This is a genomic window from Phycisphaeraceae bacterium, assembly GCA_015709595.1.
GTDB lineage: Bacteria > Planctomycetota > Phycisphaerae > Phycisphaerales > SM1A02 > CAADGA01.
Genome location: CP054178.1, coordinates 40,808 through 66,686, shown reverse-complemented (window position 1 = coordinate 66,686; position 25,879 = coordinate 40,808). Strand labels below are relative to the sequence as shown.

Annotated in this window: 20 protein-coding genes and 1 tRNA gene; 7 read left to right on the top strand and 14 right to left on the bottom strand. The window is 68.1% G+C overall.

What is annotated here, in order from left to right; all coding sequences use genetic code 11:
• Positions 1-4: 4 nt before the first annotated feature.
• The 6 genes from HRU76_00315 to HRU76_00290 are packed head-to-tail and all read right to left on the bottom strand — an operon-like array spanning position 5 to position 6,327.
• Positions 5-1,786: a penicillin-binding protein 2 gene (locus HRU76_00315; GenBank protein QOJ16134.1), complete on the bottom strand. Its 1,782-nt coding sequence runs from the start codon at positions 1,784-1,786 to the stop codon at positions 5-7.
• Positions 1,783-2,103: a hypothetical protein gene (locus tag HRU76_00310; GenBank protein QOJ16133.1), complete on the bottom strand. Its 321-nt coding sequence runs from the start codon at positions 2,101-2,103 to the stop codon at positions 1,783-1,785. Before HRU76_00310 ends, HRU76_00315 begins: the two co-directional genes overlap by 4 nt.
• 27 nt (positions 2,104-2,130) lie before the next feature.
• Positions 2,131-3,057: a LysM peptidoglycan-binding domain-containing protein gene (locus HRU76_00305; protein ID QOJ16132.1), complete on the bottom strand. Its 927-nt coding sequence runs from the start codon at positions 3,055-3,057 to the stop codon at positions 2,131-2,133.
• 12 nt (positions 3,058-3,069) lie between these two features.
• Positions 3,070-4,149 carry a 16S rRNA (cytosine(1402)-N(4))-methyltransferase RsmH gene (gene rsmH, locus HRU76_00300; GenBank protein QOJ16131.1) on the bottom strand — a complete coding sequence of 360 codons (1,080 nt, stop codon included), beginning with the start codon at positions 4,147-4,149 and terminating at the stop codon, positions 3,070-3,072.
• Between the two features lie 4 nt (positions 4,150-4,153).
• The gene (locus tag HRU76_00295) at positions 4,154-5,305 is read right to left on the bottom strand and encodes an ABC transporter permease (GenBank protein QOJ16130.1); all 1,152 of its coding nucleotides are present in this window, start codon (positions 5,303-5,305) and stop codon (positions 4,154-4,156) included.
• The gene (locus HRU76_00290) at positions 5,302-6,327 is read right to left on the bottom strand and encodes an ABC transporter ATP-binding protein (protein QOJ16129.1); all 1,026 of its coding nucleotides are present in this window, start codon (positions 6,325-6,327) and stop codon (positions 5,302-5,304) included. The genes HRU76_00295 and HRU76_00290 overlap by 4 nt, the downstream gene beginning before the upstream one ends.
• Before the next feature lie 284 nt (positions 6,328-6,611).
• Here HRU76_00290 and HRU76_00285 point away from each other — a divergent pair, with 284 nt between their 5' ends.
• The 3 genes from HRU76_00285 to HRU76_00275 all read left to right on the top strand — a co-directional run bounded on the left by HRU76_00285 (position 6,612) and on the right by HRU76_00275 (position 11,362).
• Positions 6,612-8,720 carry a UbiD family decarboxylase gene (locus HRU76_00285; GenBank protein QOJ16128.1) on the top strand — a complete coding sequence of 703 codons (2,109 nt, stop codon included), beginning with the start codon at positions 6,612-6,614 and terminating at the stop codon, positions 8,718-8,720.
• 70 nt (positions 8,721-8,790) lie between these two features.
• The gene (locus HRU76_00280) at positions 8,791-9,447 is read left to right on the top strand and encodes a DUF3149 domain-containing protein (GenBank protein QOJ16127.1); all 657 of its coding nucleotides are present in this window, start codon (positions 8,791-8,793) and stop codon (positions 9,445-9,447) included.
• An 82-nt stretch (positions 9,448-9,529) separates the two neighbouring features.
• Entirely contained in the window at positions 9,530-11,362 is a 1,833-nt protein-coding gene (locus HRU76_00275; protein ID QOJ16126.1) for a hypothetical protein, read from the top strand.
• Between the two features lie 209 nt (positions 11,363-11,571).
• Here the strand turns inward: HRU76_00275 and HRU76_00270 are convergent, their stop codons facing one another.
• From HRU76_00270 to HRU76_00255, 4 genes are all read right to left on the bottom strand, one after another.
• Complete coding sequence (locus tag HRU76_00270) at positions 11,572-12,843, bottom strand: aminotransferase class V-fold PLP-dependent enzyme (protein ID QOJ16125.1); 1,272 nt, start codon at positions 12,841-12,843, stop codon at positions 11,572-11,574.
• Entirely contained in the window at positions 12,840-13,076 is a 237-nt protein-coding gene (locus HRU76_00265) for a hypothetical protein (protein ID QOJ16124.1), read from the bottom strand. The genes HRU76_00270 and HRU76_00265 overlap by 4 nt, the downstream gene beginning before the upstream one ends.
• Before the next feature lie 107 nt (positions 13,077-13,183).
• Complete coding sequence (locus HRU76_00260; protein QOJ16123.1) at positions 13,184-14,509, bottom strand: hypothetical protein; 1,326 nt, start codon at positions 14,507-14,509, stop codon at positions 13,184-13,186.
• Between the two features lie 314 nt (positions 14,510-14,823).
• On the bottom strand, positions 14,824-16,149 hold the full coding sequence (locus HRU76_00255; GenBank protein ID QOJ16122.1) for a membrane dipeptidase: 1,326 nt from the start codon (positions 16,147-16,149) through the stop codon (positions 14,824-14,826).
• 252 nt (positions 16,150-16,401) lie between these two features.
• On the opposite strand from HRU76_00255, the gene HRU76_00250 reads away from it, so the two are divergent.
• A complete protein-coding gene (locus HRU76_00250; protein ID QOJ19045.1) occupies positions 16,402-17,190 on the top strand; it encodes a class I SAM-dependent methyltransferase in 789 nt (262 codons plus the stop codon).
• Between the two features lie 63 nt (positions 17,191-17,253).
• Here the strand turns inward: HRU76_00250 and gcvP are convergent, their stop codons facing one another.
• Positions 17,254-20,184, bottom strand: a complete 2,931-nt coding sequence (gene gcvP / locus HRU76_00245; GenBank protein QOJ16121.1) for an aminomethyl-transferring glycine dehydrogenase — start codon at positions 20,182-20,184, stop codon at positions 17,254-17,256.
• Positions 20,185-20,406: 222 nt separating this feature from the next.
• Between gcvP and HRU76_00240 the strand changes: the two genes are divergently transcribed.
• Positions 20,407-21,663: a M28 family peptidase gene (locus HRU76_00240; GenBank protein ID QOJ16120.1), complete on the top strand. Its 1,257-nt coding sequence runs from the start codon at positions 20,407-20,409 to the stop codon at positions 21,661-21,663.
• A 923-nt stretch (positions 21,664-22,586) separates the two neighbouring features.
• Here the strand turns inward: HRU76_00240 and ndhC are convergent.
• Positions 22,587-22,991 carry an NADH-quinone oxidoreductase subunit A gene (gene ndhC, locus HRU76_00235; GenBank protein QOJ16119.1) on the bottom strand — a complete coding sequence of 135 codons (405 nt, stop codon included), beginning with the start codon at positions 22,989-22,991 and terminating at the stop codon, positions 22,587-22,589.
• 551 nt (positions 22,992-23,542) lie between these two features.
• On the opposite strand from ndhC, the gene HRU76_00230 reads away from it, so the two are divergent.
• Entirely contained in the window at positions 23,543-23,836 is a 294-nt protein-coding gene (locus HRU76_00230; protein ID QOJ16118.1) for a hypothetical protein, read from the top strand.
• Between the two features lie 141 nt (positions 23,837-23,977).
• A tRNA-Pro gene (locus HRU76_00225) sits at positions 23,978-24,051 on the top strand.
• Between the two features lie 87 nt (positions 24,052-24,138).
• Here HRU76_00225 and HRU76_00220 read toward each other — a convergent pair.
• Both HRU76_00220 and HRU76_00215 read right to left on the bottom strand, forming a co-directional pair.
• Positions 24,139-24,999 carry a hypothetical protein gene (locus tag HRU76_00220; protein QOJ16117.1) on the bottom strand — a complete coding sequence of 287 codons (861 nt, stop codon included), beginning with the start codon at positions 24,997-24,999 and terminating at the stop codon, positions 24,139-24,141.
• 85 nt (positions 25,000-25,084) lie between these two features.
• A complete protein-coding gene (locus tag HRU76_00215) occupies positions 25,085-25,786 on the bottom strand; it encodes an LON peptidase substrate-binding domain-containing protein (protein QOJ16116.1) in 702 nt (233 codons plus the stop codon).
• Positions 25,787-25,879: the final 93 nt, after the last annotated feature.

Below are 25,879 nucleotides of genomic sequence, written 5' to 3'. Positions count from 1 at the left end.
GAGATCAGGGGCGTGCGGCGAGTCGATCGGGACGGCCATCCTGCGGCTTGTCGGGCGGCACGCCGAGGTACGCCAGGGCCTCGTCCATCACGTCGCGCACCGCCGGTCCCGCCACCACGCCGCCGTAGTGTCCGCGCGAACGATCCGGGTCGTCGATCACGCACAGCACGACGAGACGCGGCTGCTCCAGCGGCGCGCCGGCGATGAAGCTGGAGACGTAGCGGTCCTCGTAGTAGCCGCCGCCGTCCTCCTTCTTGCGGGGCAGCTGGGCGGTGCCGGACTTGCCGAACAGCGTGTACCTGGTGGACTGCGACTCGCGCCCCGTGCCGTCGGTCATCACCTTGCCCATGATCCGGCGCGTGAGGCGGGCGGTCTCGGGCTTGATCGGGGCTCGCAGCAACGGGGCGCGGAGTTCGTCATCGTTGACCGCGGTGAGGCGCAGCTCGGGAATCATTCCGTCGCAGGCGAACGCCGCGAAGGCCTGCACCATCTGCAGCGGGGTGACGCTGATTTCATGGCCGTACGCCACCGAGGTCTGGGTGTAATGCCCCCAGTTCCTGGGCGTGGTGACGATGCCGATCGATTCGCCCGGCAGCCCCGCCCCGGTCTTGCGACCGAATCCGAACGAACGGACCGCTTCCTGCATCTCCTTCTCGGTCATGCGCTCGCCAACGATGGCCATGCCGCTGTTCATCGACTTGACGAGCACTTTCTCCCACGTGGACGGGCCGTAGTAATGCGCGTCGCGGATGCGCCGGCCCCGGCTGGTGACGTACGGCGCGCCGGAGGGCGTAGGGAGCACCTCATCCAGGCGCGCCCGTCCGTGCTCCGTGGCCACGGCCCAGATGAACGGCTTGAACGTCGAACCGGGTTCGTAGGGATCGGTGGCGCAGCGATTGCGTCCCAGCGAGGGGTGAATCTCACGGGCCGGGTCGGTCGTGACCTCCTTCCAACCGGGACGTTTCCGCAGGATGTCGCACATGGCGAGAATCTCGCCTGTCGCCGGATCGAGCACCACCATTCGCCCACCGCCCGCGTTGTACTGCTCCACCGCCTGGCGCAGCCGACGTTCGGCGATGTCCTGAATCGTCAGGTCGATGCTCAGACGCACGGACTCGCCGTCGTTTCTCGGGCGTATGCCGGCGGGCTCGATCCAGAGTGGCTGCCCCCGGGCGTCCTTGAGGTAGGTGAGCCGACCGTCCTCGGGGATCATGCGGCGGTTGAAGCGGTGCTCCATGCCCGCCAGCCCGGTGTGCTCGAAGCCGACCATTCCGACCACCAGGGAGCCGACGCCCTCGTTGGAGTACTCCCGCACCAGTCGCGGCTCCAGCCCCACGCCGCGCAGGCCCGCCTGTCGCACCACCTCGACCTGTTCGTCGTTCAACAGATGGCTGATGACGACGTAGCGCGAGTCGGCGCGATCCAGAATCGTCCGGTCGTACGCCGCGGGGTCGCCCCCGATCAGGTGGGCGAGATCGACGGCGATGGTCGTCAGATCCTGCACTTCCTTCGGGTCCACGAAGAGCCGGTAGCCGATGCGGCTGGTGGCGATGATGCGCCCTTCGCGATCGACCAGATCGCCGCGACGAGCCAGTTCGGGGCGAGTGGCGAATGGCGCACCGGCCGCCCCGTTCAGTCGCGGGTCGGGATGGATTTTCAGCACCGCAACGCGGATGAACAGCCCCGCGTAGACCGCGATGAGCAGGACGGCCAGCCCCAGGCCGACGCGGACGATGCGCGTTCCCTGTTCCGCCTGATCGCCGGGCGATGATTGAGTCGTGTTCATGGGCCGGCTTCTCGTTGATCCGACGCCTGTGCGGCCGCGACTGTCGCGGGCGGGTGCACCACAGATGGTCGCTGCGGGTGCAGCATGAGGGGAAGCCACGACTGCCCGCTCCGCTTGGCGGCTTCACGCAACCGGCTGGGGCTGCAATGCCGCGCAACTTCGGCCCGCAGGCGCCAGGCGCCGCGCTCCTGTTCGGCGAGACGCTTATGCGTCAGGGACATGCGATGAGCGGTCTCAATGCGCTGCTGCCGATTCACCAGCAGGGCGCAGCCCAGCACGCCGAACACCACGAGAATGACGAGGATCTTGGCGAACATGGCATCGGACCGGGTGGACGGATCATGTCAGGTGTTGGGCACGCGGATGACCGTTCCCGCCGTGACGTTGTCGGGGTTCTTGATCACGTCCTTGTTCAGGTCCACGATCTCGCGCCACCGATGCTCCGAGCCGAGCAGCCGCTTGGCGATCCGCGAAAGCGTTTCACCCGGCTGCACGGTGTAGGTGCGGTGTCCGCCCGCCGGCTGAGCCCCGCCCGGCGTGTTGCCGGCGCCGGCGGCCCCGGCGCCGCTTCCCGACGGCTGACCGGGGCTGACCGACGTCCCGGTGATGCCAAGCAGTTCTTCCTTGGAAGGCAGCCGGATCGTCACGCCCGCCGGGACGACGTCCGGATTGGGAACGCGATCCTTGTTGAACTGGGCCAGCAGCTTCCAGAGCTTTTCATCGCCGTATTCGCGCCGGGCGATGGCGGCCAGCGTCTCCTTCGGCTTGATGGTGTGCCACTTGTACGACTGGGGCAGCGTGGCGCCGCCGGACCCGCCGGCGGGCGGCAACTGTCGATTGAGCTGATCCGGTCCCGGCATGAGAATCGTGCCCGGCCCCGGGTTCGAACCGGCGGCGCGGGAGGCGCTTGCGTCACTCCCGCCCAGGTGACTCTGGTTCCCCGCCATCGGACCCGGGCGCAGACGAAGACCCTCCGCCTCCGGCCGCTCGATCGGGGCGTAGTCGGGCGTCAGCAGCCGGTGGTCCTCCAGCCGGCCGGGCGTGAGCGAGGCCTCCTCCGCCTGCAGCGCGGCGTTCTGCTGCCGATTGGCCGCCGACAGGTGGTCCGACACCAGAATGCCGACCACCAGGACCAGACCGAAACCGATGATGAGGGCGAGTTTGTTCTCTCGGGTCATGTCGAACAGCATCCATGCGTTCGGCCGCCGGCCACCTCCGTGACGAGCGACGTTGTCTGAACCTGCGATCCGGCTCCACTCGGATCGACGCATCCTATCCGCCAGTCAGCGCGACGCCAGTCCGTGGGTCACGCGAATGACTCTCAACTTGGCCGAGCGCGCCCGAGGGTTCGCACGGACCTCCGATTCCTCCGCGGTCACCGGCTTCCGCGTGACGGCTTCAGCCAGCGACCGCTTCACCAGCCCGCTGAAGGACTGCTTGACCAGCCGGTCCTCCAGCGAATGAAACGAGATCACGCCGACGCGAGCCCCGGTCGCCAGCCACGAGTCGCCCCCGACCGCGGCTGATTCCTCGATGGAGCGCAGCAGCGACTGCAGCGAGGCGAGTTCGTCATTCACCAGGATTCGCAGCGCCATGAACGTCCGCGTCGCCGGATCGACTCGCGAGGTTCGTGCCCTCGGGCCATACGCCTCCCTCACCAGCCGCGCCAGCGCCGTGGTAGTGTCAATCGACTCCCGCAGCCGACTCTGTGCAAGTTTTCGAGCGATTCGGCGGGCGTACGGGTCTTCGCCGAGGTGGTAGATCACGTCGGCAATTTCCGCCTCGCCGGCCCGCGCCAGCCATTCCGCGGCAGAGATGCCGCGCGTGCGGTCGAAGCGCATGTCCAACGGCCCATCCGCGCGGAAGCTGAACCCCCGCGCCGGGTCGTCCATCTGCGTGCTGGCGAAGCCGAGATCCGCCAGCACCACGTCCGCCCGCCAGCCGAGCCGCTTCACGTGTTCAGGCGCTCCCGCGAACGAGGCATGCAGTGTTTCGACCGTGACGTCAGGAACCTCTCGGCGCACGCGCTGAGCCGCGAAGGCGAGGTTGTCGGCGTCAAGATCGACCAACAGGAGGCGCCCGGCGGGTGGCGCCGCGGCGCTCGATGTCGTTCCCACCGCGTGAGCTGCCTCCCCCGTGATGCGAGCCGCCAGGGCCGCCGCGTGCCCGCCCCGTCCGGCGGTGCAGTCCACCACCGTGTCGCCCGGCCGCGGGTCAAGCAGGCGCAGAACCTGCGCCATGAGGACGGGGGTGTGATGCAGCCGGGATGCCGGGTCGCCCGTGTTGACGGGCTGCTCGGAATGAGGATCACGCACGATGGACGATATCCGCAGAACCCCTCCACGGCCCGGCGCGGCCCGCATCGTCTCAGTAATCGCGTCGGCAGAAGACCCACGCGGCCAGCAACAGCAGCACCACTTCAAACGCCACGGACGAACCGACGATCATCCAGGGCGACCGGGCGTCGAGCGCGGCCTCCATGCGGCGCGAGACCTCCGCTTCCTGACGACGGTTGCCAAAGCCGCTCCCGCTGCCGCGTCCGGCATCGCCGGTTCCCATCGTCATGTCGCCCCGCAGCATGGCGAGGATGCTGTAGCCGTCCTTATCCTTGAGCCAGCGCGAGACCAGCCCGGTGGTTTCCTGCGTCTTGGGCAGGGTATTGAGCACCCAGCGGATGGGCGTATGCCACGCGATCAGGCGCGACTCGATGCGACGGGCGTCGTCGAGGGCCGCCTGTTCCTGGTCGCGCGACGCCGTGAGCGTGGCCCGGCGCGGGTCATCCGCCGGAGTGCTGGCGGCGTCGAGCGCGGCAAGGGACTGATTCCAGGTGTCCACGCGCTGCTGCGCCTCCTCGGCCTCCACCTGCGCCAGCAGGCGGAACTGGAAGAGCGATCCCTCCGCGGTCTGGATCGTCCACAGCCCGAACCAGAACAGCAGCGTCAGCAGCAGGGCCGCCAGCGCGGAGCGCGTGACCACCGCCACCAGCGTGTTGAACGCGAACAGGTAGCTGAACACCAGCGTCACCATGGGCACGGCGGCGAAGATCAGCCAGTTCCACTCGCCCAGACGCACCCCCACGCACAGAAAGACGCCGGTGCAGAACACCAGCATCTGCAGCAGCACGAAGAGCAGCCCGGTGATGTACTTGAACGCGAAGAGCCGAAGCCGCCCGATGGGCTTGGACAGCATCAGGTCGATGGCGCCGCCGGCCATGAAATCCGGGAAGATCGTAGTGGTGGAGATCAGCGCCAGGATGATGGCGATCCAGGCCAGCCACAGGTTGACCACGAAGTCGGAGAAGATGCCGAGGTACAGGGCGCGCGACCAGCGCGTCTCGCTGTTGATGAACTCGCTCTCGATATGCCACGCGCCGTACAGCATCGACAGCCCCGACGGATCGAAGCCGATCGACCCGTACACGGCCACGAACAGCCCGGACAGCACGAGCGTGACCCAGAAGAGCTTCTTGGAGTTGAGCTCTCGATAGGCGTCGGCCAGCATGGCGGTGAACTGGATCATGCGGCGCCTCCCGCAGAAGGCGCGCTTGTGGGCGGGGCGCTTGTGGGGGGGGCGCTTGTGGGGGCCGCCGCCCCCGGTTTGTGCGCCTTGCCCGTCGCCGGGTCGATCACCGCCCGCATGAACAGGTCCTCCAGCGACTCGCGCACCGGACGGATCGAAACGATCGTCACCTCGTCGATGCGCAGCTGGTCGATGATCGGCTGCACCGGCTCCGGGTCGGCCCCGTGGATGATGAGGGTGCTGCGGCCGTTGTCGCCGGGGCGCACATCGATCCGCTTGTGGCCGCGCAGGCGCTCGGGCACCTCGCCGTGGATGACGATCTCGTAGCGCTGGCTGTCGCGCGTCAACTCATCCAGCGTGCCCTGCTGCACCACCTTGCCCTGCACAAGGATGGCCACGCGGTCGCAGACCATCTCCAGTTCCGAGAGCAGGTGGCTGTTGAGGAAGATGGTCTTGCCCTCGCCGCGCAGCCGGACCAGCAGGTCGCGGATTTCGCGGCGGCCCACGGGATCGACGCCATCCGTGGGCTCATCCAGCAGGACGAGCTTGGGGTCGTTGATGAGCGCCTGGGCCAGCCCCACGCGCTGCATCATGCCCTTGGAATAGGCGGAGATCTTCTTGTGCTGCCAGTCCTTCATGCCCACCAGTTCGAGCAGGTGATCGGCCCGGCTGCGACGCTGGGCGCGGCCGACCTTGGCCAGCGCGCCGTAGAAATCCAGCACCTGCCGCCCGGTGAGGTATCGGGGGAAGCGGTGATGCTCGGGCAGATAACCCACCTTCGCCAGCGTCCCCTTGTGGCCGATGGGACGGCCCAGCAGCGTGCCCGCAGCCCGCGTGGGGCGGACGACGGTCATCATGATCTTGACCAGCGTGGATTTGCCGGCCCCGTTCGGCCCCAGCAGCCCAAAGATCTCGCCGGGATGGACGCGCATCTCGATGCCCGCCAGGGCGCGCACCCTGCCCCGGTAGACCTTCTCCACGTGGTGGAGGTCGATGACGAATGACCCGCTGTCCGTCGCCACGAGGAATCTCCTGCGGTGCGGACGAGTGTATCGGAAAACGGGGGTTTGTGTTTCGGGCGGGGCGGCTGGGAGTCCACGGATGGAAAGGATGAATGCTTCAGGCGCGGACAATGAGCACCCTGACGCTGGAACTTATCTCAAGACCTCGAAAGGGACTCTGCCGCACAACCGTACAGCAGCAGGTGGTGCGGTGCTGCAATTCCGCGTGTGTTCTCGATGCGATCTCTGCGGTTTTGCGGTTCTGCGGTGAATCCGGGTTTTGGGATAGCTTCTACACTCCCCGCATGAAGCCCACGCTGCGCGACTTCATCGAGGAACTGGACCGGGCGGGTGAACTGCACCGCGTCCGCGTGCCGGTTTCGCCCATGCTGGAGATCACCGAGATCGCCGACCGCGTGAGCAAATCCCCCTGCGCCCGCGAGAGCGCATCGGCCCGCGCGTTTGACCCCGATCACGCCGGGTTTGGCGGCAAGGCCCTGCTCTTCGAGCACGTCGAGGACTGCGACTTCCCGCTGGCGATCAACGTGTTCGGATCGTACCGGCGGATGGAGATGGCGCTGGGGGTGGATCAATCGGGCGGCTTCGAGGCCATCGCCCGACGAATCGCCTCGCTCACCAGGCCGCAGCCGCCCTCGGGGCTGCGCGACATGATCGCCAAGGCGCGGGAGTTCCTGCCCCTGCTGCGCATCCCGCCCAGGCGCGTGCGGCGGGGCGTGTGCCAGGAAGTCGTGAAACTCTCCAGCCGGGGCGAGGTGGACCTGACGCGGCTGCCGCTGATCAAGTGCTGGCCGCTCGATGGCGATCCCGTCGCGGTGGGCTACGACATGACGCCGGAGCAGTCCCGCACCGCCGCCGGCAAGGGGCGGTACATCACCTTCGCGGGCATGCACACGATCCATCACGATGACCGCAACGCCCCCAAGCCCGCCAGCCACAACATCGGCATGTACCGGGCGCAGCTGGTCGACGCCACGCATCTCGTGATGCACTGGCACATGCACCACGACGGGGCGGCGCACTGGCGCTCGTGGAAGCGCGCGGGCGAGAAGCGCATGCCCATCGCCATCTGCTTCGGCGGCGAGTCGGTGCTGCCCTACGCCGCCACGAGTCCGCTGCCGCCGGGGCTGAGCGAACTGCTCATGGCGGGCTTCCTCAACGGGCGCGGCATTCCGCTGGTGCGGGCCAGGACCGTGCCTCTGTGGGTGCCCGCCAACAGTGAGATCGTGATCGAGGGCTGGGTGAGCACCGAGTGCGGCGGAATCGGGTGGGTTCCGCCGAGGAAGGCATCAAGGGATCAAGGCGTCGAGGGATCGAGGGAATCCGGATCGCCAAGTCACCAAATCGCCACATCACCAGATGATCTCGGCCCCGGCGCGGCGTTCGAAGGGCCGTTCGGCGACCACACGGGGTTCTATTCCCTGCCCGACCGCTACCCGATCGTCGAGGTCACCGCGGTGACGCACCGGCGCGAGGCGATCTTCCCGGCCACCATCGTCGGGCTGCCGCCGCAGGAAGATTACGCTATGGGCAAGGCCACGGAGCGCATCTTCCTGCCGCTTCTGCGCACGCTCATTCACGACATCGAGGACTATCACCTGCCGATGTTCGGCTGCTTCCACAACGGCGCCTTCGTGAAGATTCGCAAGCAGTACCCGCTGCAGGCGCGGCGGGTGATGCACGCCATCTGGGGCGCGGGCCAGATGGCGTGGACCAAGATGATCGTGGTGGTGGACGATGACGTGAACGTGCACGACGAGCAGGCGGTGCTGCGGGCCATGTTCGAGCACTGTCATTTCACGCGCGACGCGGAGATGGTGAACGGCCCGCTGGACATTCTCGACCACGCCGCCCCGCGCTTGGGTGCGGGCACGAAGATCGGCTTTGACGCCACGCGCCGCATGACCGGCGAGGAAGTGGGGGGGATGGGAATTGAGCCGCCTTCCCGGCCCGCGGGCGGCGCGAAGGAAGTCGCGCAACATCTTGGCGCCGATCGCGCCGCGGTCGCGCCCGACTTCGGCTTGGGGCGGCTGGTCTTCCTGGCCGCGCCCAAGCGCGGACCGGGTGACGGTCGGCGGGCGATCGAGCAGGCGTGGCGCGTCATTCCGTCGCCCGGCGCGGCGTTCGTTGTCGCCGTGGACGCGGGAACCGATCTCGACAACTGGGAGCGGGTGTTCTTCCTGCTCTGCGCCAACGCCGATCCGGGACGTGATCGCGTCGTGGAACTGAAGGAAGGCCGCCCCACCGGGCGCATCGGTTTCGACGCGACGACCAAGTTGCGGGGGGAGGCGGCCAATGGCGAGCCGACGCGCGACTATCCCCCGATTCTCGACATGGACGCCGCCATTCGCCAGCGCGTCGAACAACGGTGGCGGGAATACGGCTTCACCCGGTAGCGGGCCATGATCGCCCTGTGATCGCCGCGGTTCACCGCATCCCCGATTCGGCCCGTCCCTACGATTGACCGTGCCCATTCCTCTCCCGGTGCTGGTGCGAATCGCTGTCACCGCGGCGCTCTGCGCTCACGCCTTTTTCGTATACACGACCGCGCGGTGCCTGGCGCGGACCTTCGGATTCGATGTCGGCGTGCTCCTGCTGGGCATCGTCGTGACCACGGTGATGATGATTCCCTTCATCTGGGTCTACTGGATCGTGGATCTGCCGGACATCTGGCAGAAGCACCTGCGCCCGATCCGTCGCTGGCGGTCCAACCGATGCCCCGGCTGCGGGTACTCCCGAACCGGGGCGGCGTCAGCCGTCTGCCCGGAGTGCGGCGTCACCTGGACCGAGCCGCCTCCCTACCGGGTCGGGTGGCCCACGGTGAAGCGCTTCACGATCATCGTGCTGATCGCCCTCACGATCGGGACGGCGGCGGGCGAGATGCGCATCCTGCTGGATGAGCGGGCCTTTCTGCGCGAGGCGGAATCGGCGCCCGACGGCGTCGCCGCCCGCCCGCGAGGGTGGCCCAACGGCGGGCACTGGCTCTTCCACGACCCATTGCAGGGGCCCATCGCCGGCGACCGATCGTGGGGGGCTTCCACCGTCGTGCCAATGCCCTATCAACCCCACCGCGACGCCCACGATTCGCACCCGCAAGCGCCTTCCGAAGATCACGGCGAGTGAGTACGCTGGCTGCGGGTGGCCCGATGCCCGGGCATGAACAGGCGTGCGGAGGTCCGGGGGCCGGTTTTCAGGGAGTCTTCTCGTGACGGGACTCATTCATCGTTCGACGGTCACCGCGATGATTCTGGCCGTCGCGGGGGGCCTCACTTCACCCGCGGTGGCGCAGGGTCGGCCCCGGGATGTGGTGACGCAGCGCACCGCCGCCGTCATGGATGACCTGGTCAGGACCGGCGATCTGGAGCGCGCGGAGACGGAACTGGCGGCTCTCTTCGACTCGCTCATCGGCTACGCCGCCATCCGCGAGGTCGAGGCCTTCCGCGAGACGGCCTGTCACCTGCGACTGGTGCGTCAGCTCAAGGCGGCCGATCTCCAGTGGCCCATCGACACGATCACGTTCCTCAGGGACAACCCGACCTTCGCGCGGGCGCTGGCCTTCGCCGCCAGGCCGGACCAGGAGAAGATGAAGGAGGTCTACGCGCTGGTGGACCGCTTCCGCCAGGAGCGAGGCGATCGCGTGGAGAAGTACGCCAACCTCGCGGCGGCCATCTGCGTGGTGCATGACCGGCCGCTCCGGCGCAACTACAACGAGAATGTCGTCTCCGCGCCCGACCCCATCGCGCTCTTCGACTTCTTCCTCGCCAATGAGAAGCGCATGACGTTCGGCCTGACAGGCGTGCCCGCCGAACTGCTGATCTACGTGGTGGACGCTACGGCCTCCATCGAGGAGTTGCACTGGGCCGCCGCCAAGTACGCCGGCCACCCCGCCGTGGGCTCGCTTTTCTTCGACATTCAGTACGACTACGACCACTACCGCACCGGCGCGCCCAAGAAGAGCACGCAGGCGGGGTGGAACCTGCCCAACATTCTGCGCTACGGCGGCGTCTGCGCCGATCAGGCCTACTACGCCGTCACCGTGGGCAAGGCCATCGGCGTCCCCACCGCCTACACCATCGGCGTGGGGGCTGACGTGAGCCACGCGTGGGTGGGCTTCCTGCAGGCGGACAAGAGACAGGCGTGGTGGAACTTCGAGACGGGACGCTATGACGCCTACATCGGGCTCAAGGGCCTGGTCTTCGATCCGCAGATCCGGCGTCCCGTCAATGACAGCCAGGTGGCCCTGCTCGCGGCCTTCGCCCTGAGCAGGCCGGAGGATCGCTGCACCGCCGCCGCCTTCGTTGACGCAGCCGCGCGGCTGAACGGGCTGTCACGGGACAAGGCCTCGTTCGATCCGCGCCCGCTCTCGCCTCCGCCCGGCGGACGCGCTCCCAGGCCGATCCGCTCAACCGTCGTCAAGGACCAGCTCGCCCTCCTGGAAGCGGGGCTCAAGGCCAGCCCGGGGTACGCGGATGGATGGTTCCTGCTGCGCGGGATGGCCGCTGACGGCCTTCTTTCGCTCGACGACAAGAAGACCTGGGCGGGCGTGCTCGACCGCCTGTGCGGCCAGCGCTTCCCCGACTTCTCGCTCTCCATCCTCATCCCCATGATCGAAAGCGTGGAGGATGTGAAGGAGCAGGACACGCTCTGGAACAATGTCTTCCGCTCCTACCAGGGGCGGCACGACCTGGCCGCCGAGGTGCGCATGAAGCAGGCCGAGATGTGGGAGAAGCGCGGCGAGGTCAACCGCGCCGGCGACTGTTACCTGGATGTCATCCGCCGCTACGCCAACGCGGGTCCGTTCGTCATCACCGCCCTGGCCAAGGCGGAGAAACTGCTGCGCGACTCCAACCGCGCCGCGGAAGTCCCCGCGCTCTATGCCGCCGCCTGGCAGTCGATTCAACGGCCCGAGGACATGGCGGGGCAGTTCGCGGTGCAGAGCAACTGGTACCGCGTCGGCATGCTCTACGCGGGCAAGCTGGAGGAAGCCGGGCAGAACCAGATGGCCGCCCAGGTGCGCGCCACGGTCAAGGGTTCGTAGGAACACATCGCCGACTCCCTCTCCCGCTGGGGGGAGCCGTGGTGCAGGCGATTCGATGGTGATGACCCTTGCACCGCCAGGCGAGCCGCGACCGTGAGGGAGCGGCAGGCCCGCACGCGTGAAGCGAGCCGCGACCGTGAGGGAGCGGCAGGCCCGCACGCGGGAAGCGAGCCGCGACCGTGAGGGAGCGGCAGGCCCGCATCCGTTGCCTACAGCACCTCGTCCAGCACCACGAAGAGCCGCTCCAGGTCATCCATCGAGTTGTAGTGGACCAGCGACACGCGCACCACGCCGTCCTCGGGTTCGATGCCCAGCGCCGTGCAGAGCCGGTGGGCGTACATGTGGCCGTGGCGGATGCCGATGCCGCGATCGTTGGCGTGCTGGGCGATCTCGTGCGATGAGCGCGAGCGGTGAACGAAGCTGATCGTACCTACGCGCGAGGGTTCGCCGTGCGAGGGGCCGATGATCCGCACCGCGGGTTTGGACCGCAGGTACTCGATCACCCGCCGCTGAAGCGGGATCTCGCACTCGCCCATGATCTCGAACGCCCGGCGGATCGTCTCGCGGTCGAGCAGTCCGCCCGTTCGACGCGGCGCCGCACCGTCCATCAGCCGCACGATGTCCGCCAGGTAATCCTGCAGCGCCAGCAGCCCGGCGCAGCCCTCGTGCGAGCAGCCGCCAAGTTCGAACTTGTAGGGCACCTGGTCCTTCGGGATGAAGAAGTGGTTGGGGCCGGTCAACTCGGCGAGCGCGTCGTGACGCCCGAACAGCGCCGCCATGTGCGGACCGTACACCTTGTAGGTGGAGTAGAAGTACCAGTCCACGCCCCACGCCGCCACGTCGATGGGGCGGTGAGGGGCGAAGGCCACGCCGTCCACGACGGCCCGCGCCCCCGGCGCCCTGTCGCGCGCCGCCGCGACGATTGCCGGCACATCCAGAATCTCGCCCAGCAGGTTGGAGACGTGGGGGAAGCACACCAGCCGGGTTCGTTCGCTCAGCAGCGGCGTGAGCGCTTCCACCGTGGTTGCGGTCGTGGCGCGATCAATGGGCCACCACTTCACCGCCGCTCCCGACCGCTTCGCCGCCCGCAGCCACGGGCCGATGTTCGCCTCGTGCCCGCACTCGGCCAGCACGATCTCATCGCCGGGCCGCAGCACTTCCGAATAGCAGTCCGCGACGATCGTGCACAGCACCGTGCTGGACGAGCCGAGGATGACGGCGCCGTCGCCCTCGCCGTTCATCAGCCGGTTGATGAACGTGTGGGCCAGTTCGACGGTGGTCGTGGCGCGGCGCGACATGTCGTACCCGGCGCCGAGCTGCACGTAGGTCGTCCGCATGTAGTCGCGGATCGCGTCGGACACGCACGCGGGCGCCTGCGACCCGCCCGCGTTCTCCAGCAGCACCGTGCCGCCCGCCAGCGAGGGAACGTGCCGGCGCAGCGCGGCCACGTCCACCGGTCGAGCCATCGCCGCGCCGCTCATCGCACCGATCCTCCCTTCCGGCCCAGCAGCTGCTTCATCACGCACCACCCGGCGTACCCCTGCGCCACGCCCATGCCGCCCATCACGATCAACGCGGCGGCCACCCACCACACCCACGCTCCCTCGACAACGCCCGCCAGCGCCAACAGGATCAGCAGCGCGCCCGTGATGACGCCCACCAGCCCGGCCAGCAGCCGGAACATCCGTTCACGCGCATCGAGGTTGCACTGCATGGATCAAGCGTATGCCGCGCGCCTCAGGCCCCTCTCCCAGCGGGAGAGGGTTCCGATCACGCCGTGGCCGCCGCGCTGGCTCGCGACACCCCTCCATCCCCACGTCCCTACACCCGCGCACGCAGACCCGCCCCCGCCCCCGGTTTCGTCTCGATGACGGCCACGCCGGCATCGGCTTCGGCGCGGCCCGCCCGCTCGCCGCGGATCCACGCGCTGATCTTCTGCCGCGGCGTCGCCCAGGCGCTGCCCGCCCGATCATCCAGGAACCGCGCGAACAGCCCCCCCAGCGCCTCATTGAACCGCCGCAGCGACGCCAGCCGCCACTCGATCAGCTCCCGCGGCGAGCCCGGCGCCTCCTCCGGCGCGGGCGCCTTCAACCCCGTCACCAGCAGACGATCCGCCTGCAGCGTGCACGACCACTGCTCGCCATCCAGCGACACCAGCAGCCCCGCCTTGCGAGGCCACTTGCCATTGAGCAGCCCCCGCCGCGCTTCCGGCGACTGCCCCGGCCCCGCGCTCTGCAGTCCCTGCTTCCCCGTCACGCCCCACGGGCACTCCATGTCGAGCACGCGCTCGATCACCACCGCCACATCCCCCGCCTCGGTGCTGATCTCGCCGCCGCGCTCCGCCACCTGCCAGAGCAGCCAGAGCAGGAACTCGTTGCCCACGAAGTCGCTGGGTTCGGGCGACACGTGCGCCCACGGCACGGGTGGCCGCCCATCACCACCGCGCTCTCCCGCACCCCCGCCCTCCGCGCCGTCCCCCTCATTCACCCCGGCGGGTGGGGGGGTGAACACACTCGGCTTCAGTTCCTCGTAGTCGCGCCCACGGCCGCGCTTCGACAGCACATCGAACGCCAGCGCGCCGGATGACAGCGGGCTCAGCCGCAGGTCGAAGGTCTCGAAGAACAGGTCGCGCAGCCCGCCCACGATGGCATCGCCGAACGCCGGCGCCAGCACCACGCCGCGGGCGACATCCCACAGCACCTCGACCATCTTCGACCGCCGGTACTTCCCCGCCGCCAGGTCCTCGCGGCAGCGGGCCTCCGCCTCCTCCCTGGCCGCCGCCTTCTCGCGCTTGCTCAGGTACGGCTGCCCGTCCGTCGCCATCGCCTGCTGGGCCTGGGCCAGGTAGGCGCGGCGGATCTCGCCGGGGATTCGGTTCACATCCACCCGCAGCCCGAAGAGCAGCCCATCGTCGAACACCACGTGCTCGAGGTCGAACGCCTCATCCAGCACGTGCCGCCCGCCGCACCAGCCGAACTCCATGGGTTGCGGCTCGCCGATGCCGGATTCCTTCAGGGTGTGCTCGGCCAGACGATCGAGGAGCGACGCTGCATCCGCGGCGGACGTGGGGGGTGCCAGGGGCTCGGAACCGCCAGCAGAAGACACGCGGAACAGGGCGTACGAGATGGAGCCGGATCGGAAGGGCATGGTCGCCCCAGCATCCCCGATCGGAGTGGGGCTGGGGTGGGATTGACATGCTGTTCACAGGGGGTGTCGGGGGGCGGGGCTAGCAATCTGGGCAAAAAACGCCAAGCGATGCCGCCCGATCGTGACGCAAGGCAGGCGCGGCGTCGGGCGGCTGCGCGCGAGTCGCTCCGGCTGGCGGCGTGACAGCCCGGGTTCTGATCGCTGGAATCCGCACTTGTCCGTGTGCATCCGCGTTCATCCGTGGACTCGAAACGAACGCCTTTCTCTCCGTGGTCCTCCGCGGCCCTCTGTGTTGAATGTCTTCGGGCGAGCGGCTACCGCCGATCCAGCTCCGTGATCAGCGCATCCGACGGCTTGCGCTCGGTCTGCAGCCGGGCGGCGGTCTGCTCCACTTCGCGCATCACGCGCAGCACGTTGAGCCCCGCGATCTTGGCGATGTCCTCATCGCTGTACCCCCGGCGGAGCAGTTCCACGAACAGGGCGGGGTAGGTGGAGACATCCTCCAGACCGGCGGGGCCGGGGGGCATGCCGTCGTAATCCGAGCCGATGCCGATGCAGTCGATGCCGGCGACGGCGCGAATGTGGTCGATGTGGTCGGCCACCTGCGAGAGCGTGGCGACGGGGGCCGGGTTGGCGGCGTCCCAGTCGCGGATGGCGGCGGCCATCGCGTCGCCCTGCGAGGGGTCCGGGTGCTCCTGCCGCAGCTGGGCGAGCATCTGCTGGCGGGCTTCGGCGTGGAGTCGTAACTCTTCCGAGACGTAAGAGATGAGGAAGCAGACCATGACGACGCCGCGGTTGTCTTTCACGCGGGTGAGCACATCGTCGGGCACGTTGCGGGCGTGGCCGCAGATGGTCTTGGCGGAGGAGTGGGAGAAGATGACGGGCGCCTCGGCGACATCGAGGGCGTCGTGCATGGTGTCGGGCGAGACATGGGCGAGATCGACGAGCATGCCCAGCCGGTTCATTTCGCGGATGACTTCTTTTCCGAAGGGGGTGAGGCCGCCGTGCAGCGGCTCATCGGTGGCGGAGTCGGCCCAGGCGAGATTCTTGGCGTGGGTGATGGACATGTACCGCGCGCCCAGGTGGTAGAGGGCGCGAAGGGCCGCGAGGGAGTTCTCGATGGAGTGGCCGCCCTCCATGCCCATGAGGGAGGCGATCTTGCCCTGCCGGTGGATGCGGACGATGTCATCGGCGGTGAAGGCGAGTTCGAGGTCATCGGGGTAGGCGGCCACCAGGCGGCGGACGAGGTCCATCTGCTCGATGACGCGCTGCACGTCGCCCGGCTCGCCGCCGAACCTGGAGATGGGGATGAAGACGCTCCAGAACTGCCCGCCCACGCCGCCGGCGCGCAGGCGGGTCAGGTCGGTGTGCATGGGCGGGGTGAGGGTGGTGGTGTCGCGGAAGTTCAGTTGATCGACGTGGCCCGCCACGCGGCGGCGAAACTGCCCCGGCGTGTCGTTGTGGCCGTCGATGAGGGGGACTTTCTGGAGGAGGCGCATGACGCGGGCGCGGAGGGCGGCCTCGTCCTGGGCGGCGGCGCCGTTCTGCGCGGGGGCGGCTTCCTGGGCGGCGGCGAGGGACACGAACCCGAGCGCGAGAAGGGCGAGGATGAGCAGGATGGGCGCGATTCGGTTTGACATGAAGGCGTCTCCGCGCCCATCCTACCGAGGGCTTTCCGGAAATCCAGACTCGCCGCTGAGTCGCAGAGGGCGCGGAGAGAAGACTGCCTGGTCTCCCCACTCTGCGCTCTCCGCGACTCTGCGGTGAAGTCTTCTTGGAGCGTGTGGGATCGTCTCTCCAGCATCGCGGCGGGGTTGGACGCGAGCAACACGAAGGGTTTGATCATGATCACGAATCGAGTTATCTGGCGGATCATGCTCGGTTTCCTGTTCATGGGTTCGTTGGCCGCGCTGGGCGGCTGCCCGCGGCCGGAAGCGCGCAAGGCGAACGCGCCGACGCAGCCCGCCGCGGCCGAAGCCCCACCGGCGGAGCGCGGCGACCAGGCAACCATCAAGGAGCGCGATGCGCCGGGATACGAGTTCATCACCCCCACGCGCGACGGCACGGGCAAGGTCTACCTCGGACGCGAGATCGCCCACGTGATGGGGCATCAGGCCATCGACTGGCTGGAGCGGCGCGGCCGGGAGCGGGAGGAGCGGACTGACCTGGTGGTGCACGCGATGGACCTGCGCGAGACGGATGTGGTGGCGGACATCGGCGCGGGGTCGGGGTACTTCACGTTCCGCCTCGCGCCGCGCGTGCCCCGGGGGCGGGTGATCGCGGTGGACATTCAGCAGGAGATGCTGGACTTCATCGTCGAGAAGAACCAGCAGGAGCACGCGGGCAACATCCAGACGCTGCTGGGGACGATCGAGGACACGCGGCTGGCGGCAGGGTCGGTCGATGTGGTGCTGATGGTGGATGCGTACCACGAGTTCTCGCACCCGTGGGAGATGATGCGGTCAATCGTGCGCGGGCTCAAGCCGGGCGGGCGGGTGATCCTGCTCGAATACCGCGGCGAGGACCCGGACGTGCCCATCAAGCCGCTGCACAAGATGACCGTGCTGCAAGTGCGGAAGGAAATGGAAGCGGCGGGGCTGGAGTGGGTGGAGACGAAGGACTTCCTGCCGTGGCAGCACTTTCTGGTGTTTCGAAAGCCGTCGGAACTTGGCGCGCGATGAATAAACTCCCTCTCTCATCGGGAGAGGACCGGGTTGAGGGCGAGAACCCCAGCGTGGGGCTCGTTACGCCATCTCCGACATCGGCGGGCACGTGCAGATCAGGTTGCGGTCGCCGTAGGGGTTGTCCACGCGGCCCACGTGCGGCCAGAACTTGCTGTCGCGCAGGTAGGGCAGCGGGTACGCCGCCTGCTCGCGCGGGTAGGCGTGGGACCAGGAGTCGCTGGACACCGCGGCGATGGTGTGCGGCGCGTGCTTGAGCGGGTTGTCGGTGCGGGAAAGACGGCCTTCCTCGATGGCGCGAATCTCCTCGCGGATGGCGATCATGGCGTCGCAGAAGCGGTCCAGCTCCGCCTTCGATTCGCTCTCCGTCGGCTCGATCATGAGCGTGCCGGGCACGGGGAAGGACATGGTGGGGGCGTGGAAGCCGTAGTCCATGAGCCGCTTGGCGATGTCATCAATCTTGATGCCGGCGGACTTCTCGAAGTGGCGGCAGTCGAGGATGAACTCGTGCGCCACGGTGCCGTTGCGGCCCTTGTAGAGAACGGGGTAGTGGTTCTCCAGCCGCCTGGCCATGTAGTTGGCGTTGAGGATGGCGACCTGCGTGGCGCGGGTGAGCCCTTCGCCGCCCATCAGCGCGATGTAGACCCACGAAATGGGCAGGATCGAGGCGCTGCCCCAGTTGGCGGAGGAGACCGGGCCGACCGGTGATTCGGAGGCGAGCGGTTCGCCCGGCAGAAACGGCGCCAGGCGCCTGGCCACGCCGATCGGGCCCATGCCCGGCCCGCCGCCGCCGTGCGGGATGCAGAAGGTCTTGTGCAGGTTCAGGTGGCAGACATCCGCGCCGATGTCGGCGGGGCGGGTCAGCCCGACCTGGGCGTTCATGTTGGCGCCGTCCATGTAGACCAGCCCGCCATGCTGATGCACGATGGCGCAGATCTCCTTCACCGCATCCTCGAACACGCCGTGCGTGGAGGGATAGGTGATCATGAGCGCGGCGAGCGTGTCCTTGTGCTGCTCGGCCTTGGCGCGCAGGTCGGCGACATCGATGTTGCCGTGGTCATCGCACTCGACGGCGACGACCTTCATGCCCGCGACGATGGCGCTGGCCGGGTTGGTGCCGTGGGCGGAGGTGGGGATGAGGCAGACGTCGCGCCGGGTGTCGCCTCGGCTGTGGTGATAGCCGCGAATCGCCAGCAGCCCCGCGTACTCGCCCTGCGAACCGGCGTTGGGCTGCAGCGACACGGCCGCGAAGCCGGTGATCTCCGCCAGCCACGCCTCGAGCGTGCGGAAGAGTTCGCGGTAGCCCTCGGTCTGGTCGGCGGGCGCGAACGGGTGCATCTGCCCGAACTCAGGCCACGTGACGGGAATCATCTCGCTCGTGGCGTTGAGCTTCATGGTGCATGATCCCAGGGGGATCATCGACTGGGCCAGCGACAGGTCGCGCGACTGGAGCTTGGTGATGTATCGCAGCATCTCCGTTTCGGAGTGGTGCGTGTTGAAGACGGGGTGGGTGAGGTACGAACTCTCGCGCGAGAACGACTCGTACTCCAGGTCCACGCCGTCGAGAATGTCAGCCGGATCAATCGCATCAGCCGACGTGCCGCCGAAGATTTCGTAGAGGGCTTGCAGATCGGACGGAGTGATCGTCTCGTCCAGCGAGATCCCGACTGATCCGTTGCCGAAGTCGCGGACGTTGATTCCTCGCTTGATCGCCCGCTCACGTGCGACGGCGCTCGACAGACCGTTGCCGGGCGTCACGTGCAGGGTGTCGAAGAATCCGCCGTCGACGTCGTGTCCGAGACGCCGCAACAGCTCCGCCAGCGTGCAGGCGGCCCGATGGACTCGCAGCGCGATGGTCTTCAGCCCCTGCGGCCCGTGATAGACCGCGTACATGCCGGCCATCACCGCCAGCAGCACCTGCGCGGTGCAGATGTTGCTGGTGGCGCGGTCGCGCTTGATGTGCTGCTCGCGGGTCTGGATGGCCATGCGCAGCGCGGGGTTGCCGTGGGCATCCTTGGACACGCCGATCAGCCGCCCCGGCATCTTGCGCACGTGCTCCTCGCGCGTGGCCATGAAGGCCGCGTGCGGGCCGCCGAAGCCCATCGGCACGCCGAACCGCTGGCTGGAGCCGACCGCGATGTCCGCCCCCCCGCCCCCGGAAGTTCCAGACGCCCACTCTCCCGGCGGCTTGATGAGCGTGAGCGCCAGCAGGTCGGTCGCCGCCACCACGATGGCGCCGTGTTCGTGCGCCTTGGTCGTCACGGCGTCGTAGCACTCGATTCGTCCGTCCGTGCGGGGGTACTGCACGAGCACGCCCGCGTACTTCGAGAAGTCCAGCCGGTCATCATGCACGTTCCCCACATCCACGCGGATGCTCAGCGACTCCATGCGCGTGCGCACCACGTTGATGGTCTGCGGATGGCAGCCGTTGGAGACGAACACGGCCTCACGACCATCCACAATGCGGATCGCCATCGTGAGCGCCTCCGCCGCGGCGGTGCCTTCATCCAGCAGCGAGGCGTTGGCCACGGGCAGGCCCGTCAGGTCGGCCACCATGGTCTGAAAGTTCAGCAGCGCCTCGAGCCGCCCCTGCGCGATCTCCGCCTGGTAGGGCGTGTACTGCGTGTACCAGCCGGGGTTCTCCATGATGTTGCGCAGGATCACGGGCGGCGTGATCGTGCCGTAGTACCCCTGCCCGATGAACGAGCGAAAGACCTTGTTCTTGTTCGCCATCGCGCGCAGTTCGCTGAGCAACTCGTGCTCGCCGCGCGGCTTGCCGAGATTGAGCGGCTGCTTCAGCCGGATTGACGCGGGAATGGTCCGATCGACCAGGGCCTCCAGCGACGGCAGCCCCAGCGTGTCGAGCATCGCCCGGATGTCCTTCTCATCCGGACCGATGTGACGGTGGATGAAGGTGTCGGTCGGGGCCAGCGGGTCGGGCGATGGGCAGGCGGCCTGGGAGGGGGGCTGCATCGTCATGGTGGCGGGGGTCATGGGTGGGAGTGTTCCGACAGCCGCGCCGACCGGGCGTGGGGTGGGAGCCGCCGGGTCGGTTCAGCAGGGGGTTGGCATGGAAGGAAGGCGTCCGTAGGCGATGTGAGTATAGAGGGGGCGATCGGGTTCTCCAACGGTTCAGACCGCAGCGTCAACGGCGTGGATGGGTAAGATGGGGGTCCGATCGGGTGCAGTCCGCCGTTCCTTGTCTGGAGGCCTTCGATGCCGCGTTCCCTGACGATTCGTGCATGGTTCAGCCGCCCTCTCGCCACGGTCATGATTCTCTCCGGCGCCCTCGCGCTTGGCGGCATGGCGGCGTGGCCGTTGCAGGATCCGGCGGGTGGTTCGGCTGCGACCGGGGCCGCCACCGAAGCCCCGAAAAACGCCCACGAGAAGATCATCATCGGGCGCGTCAACGCCCACGGCTTCCAGAACACCCAGCCGGACGACCCGGGGCTGGACGTGGACGCCACGGCCATCAACATCGCCAAGGTGCTCGCCGATCTCGGCGACGACGCCCGGCTCTGGTACCAGCACGTGATGACCCTCTCCAACCCCTACTTCGAGGGCCGCGCCACGGGAACCCCCGGCAACGAGCGGGCCGCGGACTACCTGGAGTTCTGGTTCAGGAAGTACGGGCTGGAGCCGGCCTTCCCCGAACCGGCGGAAGCGGCGACGGAAGAGCCGGGCGGCGCCGCGGCGGACGCGGAAGCCAACGCCGCCGCCGCAGGCAACTGGGTCTCCTACCGCCAGCCCTTCACCGTCGGACGCGGCGAGCGCACGCTCAACACCGCCAACGTGGGCGGCGTGCTGCGCGGCAAGGGCGCTCTGGCGAACGAGTGGGTCGTCATCGGCGCCCACTTCGATCACGTCGGCTACAGCGGCGGGGGCCGCCGGACCAACCCCGATGCCCCGCGCCCCCTCAACCCCGGCGCCGATGACAACGCCAGCGGCACCGCTGGCATGTTGATCCTCGCCAGGCGCTTCACCGAGATGTACGCCGCTTCCGAAGAGGGGGCCGACCTCCGTTCCATCCTCTTCATGGGCTTCTCCGGCGAGGAGATGGGCCTGCTCGGGGCCGCCCACTACGTGCGCCACTCCACGCTCGACGCCGACTCGATCAACCTGATGATCAACCTCGACATGATCGGCCGCCTGCGCACCGACTCACTCATGGTCCAGGGCGTCCACTCGGCCGAGGGCCTGCTCGACCGCATCACGCCCCACCTGCTGGCCAGCGGACTGACGATCTACGCCGACCCCATCGGCCAGGGCCCGTCCGACCACGCCCGCTTCTACGGGGCGGGCATCCCCGTGCTCTTCATGTTCACGGGCACCCACGAGTCGTACCACCGCCCCGGCGACCACGGCTGGACCGTCAACCCGCACGGCGCTGTCCGCATCCTCGACCTGACCACCGCCATCGCCCGGGACATGGTGACCGAGCCGTCGCGGCTAAAGTTCTCGCAGCCGCAGTAGGCCGCGGGCGGGTCAGCGAGACGCGACCGTGAGCGGGACAGCGAGCCGCGACCGTGAGCGAGGACGTGAGCGAGCCGCGACCGTGAGGGAGCGGAGGCGTGAGCGAGGCGTGAGCGAGGACGTGAGCGAGCCGCGACCGTGAGGGAGCGGAGGCGTGAGCGAGGACGTGAGCGTGAGCGGGACAGCGAGCCGCGACCGTGAGGGAGCGGAGGCGTGAGCGAGGACGTGAGCGCTCGCGGGACAGCGAGCCGCGACCGTGAGGGAGCGGAGGCGTGAGCGAGGCGTGAGCGCTCGCGGAACAGCCGCTGCCGCTCCGTGTTCGACATGGGGGGCGGATTCCTTGGCGTGAGCGAGGCGTGAGCGCTCGCGGAACAGCGAGCCGCGACCGTGAGGAGCGGAGGCGTGAGCGAGGACGTGAGCGTGAGCGGGACAGCGAGCCGCGACCGTGAGGGAGCGGAGGCGTGAGCGAGGACGTGAGCGCTCGCGGGACAGCGAGCCGCGACCGTGAGGGAGCGGAGGCGTGAGCGAGGCGTGAGCGCTCGCGGAACAGCCGCTGCCGCTCCGTGTTCGACATGGGGGGCGGATTCCTTCCGGCCATGCGACTGATATCGGCGCCGCCCCGCCGCGACTGAAGCGCTCCGTCCGAATACCTGCAAAACCCTTCACAGCGGCCCGAAAACGCACTCCCGCATCACGAAATCCCTGCCTGGCATAACAGAATCCCTGCCTGGCATAACGAAATCCCTGCCCGGCAGAACGGAATCCCTTCCTTTCGTTATGCCGCTCCTCTCTTTCGTGAAGCCGCCCCCCCCACTCCTCCCGCCCCCCCGGTCCTCGCGCCCCCCGCACTCGGGGCAGCCCGTCCGTCCGGGGGCGTTGCCGCGCAGGTCGCAGCCGCCGTGGAGGCGCCGCCGGCGGCGGCCTCAATCCCACCGGAAGACGCCCTTCCGCCACGCGTAGATGTACGCGATGACCGAGGTGCCGATGAAGAACATGATGCGGCCGAGGAACAGGGCCGACTCGCCGCTGCCCGGCTGAAGTTCCGTGAAACTGCGGGCCCACGGATAGAGGAAGATGATCTCCACGTCGAACACGAGGAAGGTCATCGCCAGGATGTAGAAGCGAACGTTGAACCGCTTGCGGGCGGTGTCGATCGGCTCCATGCCCGACTCGTACGCCGTCTCCTTGGTGGCGCCGCGGCGGGTGGGGCCGATCACGTGCGAGGCGATGATGTTCACCGCCGCGAACACGATGGCCATGATGAGCAGCAGCCCGATGGGCAGGTAGGCGTTGAGGTTCAGTTCGGCGAGCGTGATGGTCGCGGGCACGGGTGGTTCCTGCATGGGTCCAAGGTCACGCGCGGATGGTACGGCCATTCGGGCGAGGGCTCAAGCCGCGGCGGCTGCTGCCGCGCGCCTCGGGACCAAGGCGTTGATGGATTGGTTGTCCAGCCCTCTCCCACGCCCTCCGGCGCGTCCCAACCGGGAAAAACTCCGGGATTCACCTTTGCAGACGCCTGATCCCGGGGGTAGATTGGACAGTGCGGGCAACGCGACGGGTTGGGGGGACGCCTTCCCGTTCCGGCGCCGCCAAGCGCTCTCTCTGGCCAAGCCGTCGCCATCGAGTTCTCGCTCCAATGCACGGTTCGTCCCGATGCCGGTTGCGGCGGCGGATGCTGCGGCCGGTAGCCGATCCGGCGAGCGACACGCCCCGGCGCCGTCGTGGATGAACTGATCGCCCGAGCGTTCCATCGAAGGCCGGTAGTCAGGAGCCGAACGCCGCCACGGCATCGGGCCAGGCGGGAGAAAGCCCGGTGGACCATTGCCGAATCATGGAAAGAGTGGTTGCGTTCCGCGCCGTTTCAGAGGACACTACCGCCATGCCATGCCTCGTCGGTCTGCTCGCGCTGTTCATGCCCCGGCTCGCCATCGTGCTGGTGTTCCTGTTCAGCGACTACCTGGCCCGCGCCTACGAAACAACCATCTGGCCCGTGCTGGGGTTCTTCTTCGCGCCCCTGACCACGCTGGCGTATGCCTTCGCCATCAACCAGAACGGCTCGGTGAGCGGCCTGTACCTGGTGGTGGTGGTCTTCGCGGTGCTGATCGACCTGGGCATCCTCGGCGGCAACGCCTCGCACGGACGATCCAAGCGCGTGGTCGTCGTGCAGCGGTGAGTGGGTGGGGCGAAGCGGCATATGATGGGCTGTCGCTGGTGCGTTGTCGGTTTTCGGTTCTCCGTTTCTGGTGGTGAGCAAAGGCGATACCCCTCGCCCTTCCAGCCAACAGATGACAGCCGAAAGCCGACAGCCCTCTCACGGGGTGTAGCTCAGTTTGGTAGAGCGCCTGCTTTGGGAGCAGGAAGTCGTCGGTTCAAATCCGGCCACCCCGATTGCTCTCCCGAGTCTCGCAATGCGGTACGGGGCTATTGTGAAATCACGTGGTCAACGGCCTGCGATCGACCAGCGCGCCTCGGTTCTCAATCGAACAGGAACACCTTCCAGTGCGGCGTGCCGGTCTCGTGCACCGCGAAGTATCCCCGTGTCTGGTTCAGGCGTTCGAGCGAGAACTGAAGGATGTCGGCGTCGTGGCTCGTCGCCTGCTGCTCGTCGCGCGGGTTGAACATGACGATCTCGTTGACGTCGAAGCGGGGCGAGACGTGCTCGAACCAGACGTTGTAGGTGTCGCCCGCGGGCTCGTAGCGAAAGCGGTCGACGCCGACGGTGCGGGTCGGGTAATCTGGGTTCAGCGACGCCACGGAGTCGGGATAGCGGCCGTGCGCCACCCGGTAGGCTTCGATGTCCGCGATGTACGACTCGCAGGCGGCGATCACGCGGTTTCGGCTCCACTGGGCGGCCTGTTCGACGAAGGCCACCCGGACGAGCACGATCAGCCCCGGCAGCAGAGTCAAGTACAGCGGAACGAATCGGAGTCGCTGCGTCCCGCCATCGCCCGCTCGCGTTGAACGGAGGCACCGCGCAACGATCGCGCCCCACAACGACAACAGGATGATCGCGAGCGCGAACCCCGATTCCTCGACCGCGATGGCGGCGGCGCCCCCCGCGACGGCGACCGAGGCGACGCACGCGGCGATCGCAAAGGCCCGGCCTCGATCGGTCGCGGGTTCTCTGCGAACGAGGGCGGCGCGCCTGCGGAGTTCATGAACCAGCCACACCATCCCGATCGGCGTCAGCAGGACCAGCCCGATCCACCCCGCCACTTGCGTGGACATCGACAGCGCCACTGCGGACGCGTCGTATTGTCCCGGCAGAAACGGATAGAACACGACCAGCACAGCAAGCACGACGACCAGGCAGAGCAGCAGGATGGACTTCGTCACGAGAGCCTCCGGGCGCACAACTGCGCAGGTCAGCCTACCTCGACCGGCGATCGTCAAGTCTCGTATTCCTCCGCGTTTCTGGCGATCAGTTCCAACTCAGATACTTCGGCCAGTTGGCGTGCATCTGCCACTGGGCGCTGCGGATGAGCCGGTCCATGCCGCGCAGTTCACGTCGGATGATGGCGGCCCGTCGCGCCGGATCGGGCGAGGCCAGCAGTTCGTACCGGACGGACGGGTCTTCGACGAGGGTGGAGCCGATGGCCTCCAGCACCGCCTCGGTGGAGACGTCTTCGCGCGTGAGTAACTGGGCCACGCCGCGCACGCCCCGCACGGAACTGAGGGTGGGCGTGGTGAGCAGCCCTCGCAGTTGTTCGCGCACGTCGGTCAGGTCAGCGTGCCCGGACGGCCTCTCCAGCAGGGAGAACCGGGCCAGCCGGTAGAGACGTTCGCCGCGCGGTTCGTCGATGCGCTCGATGGCGGCGCGGCAGACACCCACCACCAGAATGTTGTACCGTCCGTCAGCCAGCGCCTGGTGCTGGATGATCTGGGCGATGCACACCGCCGGGCGCAGCGGGCGGGCGGATTCTGCCGCGCCTGGCTGCCCGTCGCCGTCGGCATAGGTGGCCAGGGCGAACTGGCCCGCCTGATCGAGGCAGTGGGCGATCATCTGCCGGTACCGCTTCTCGAAGATGTGCAGGTGCTGCACGGTGTGGGGCAGCAGCACCACGTCAGCCAGCGGAAAGATCGGCAGAAGTCGGTTGAAGTTGACCTGAATCGTCCCTTCCATGCACTGGCATCATACCCAGAGGCATGACGCGGGTGGCGGTGCAGCGCGACCACTCGGAAGAGGCGACGCCGGTCAGCCGAGGGATGCTCGGTT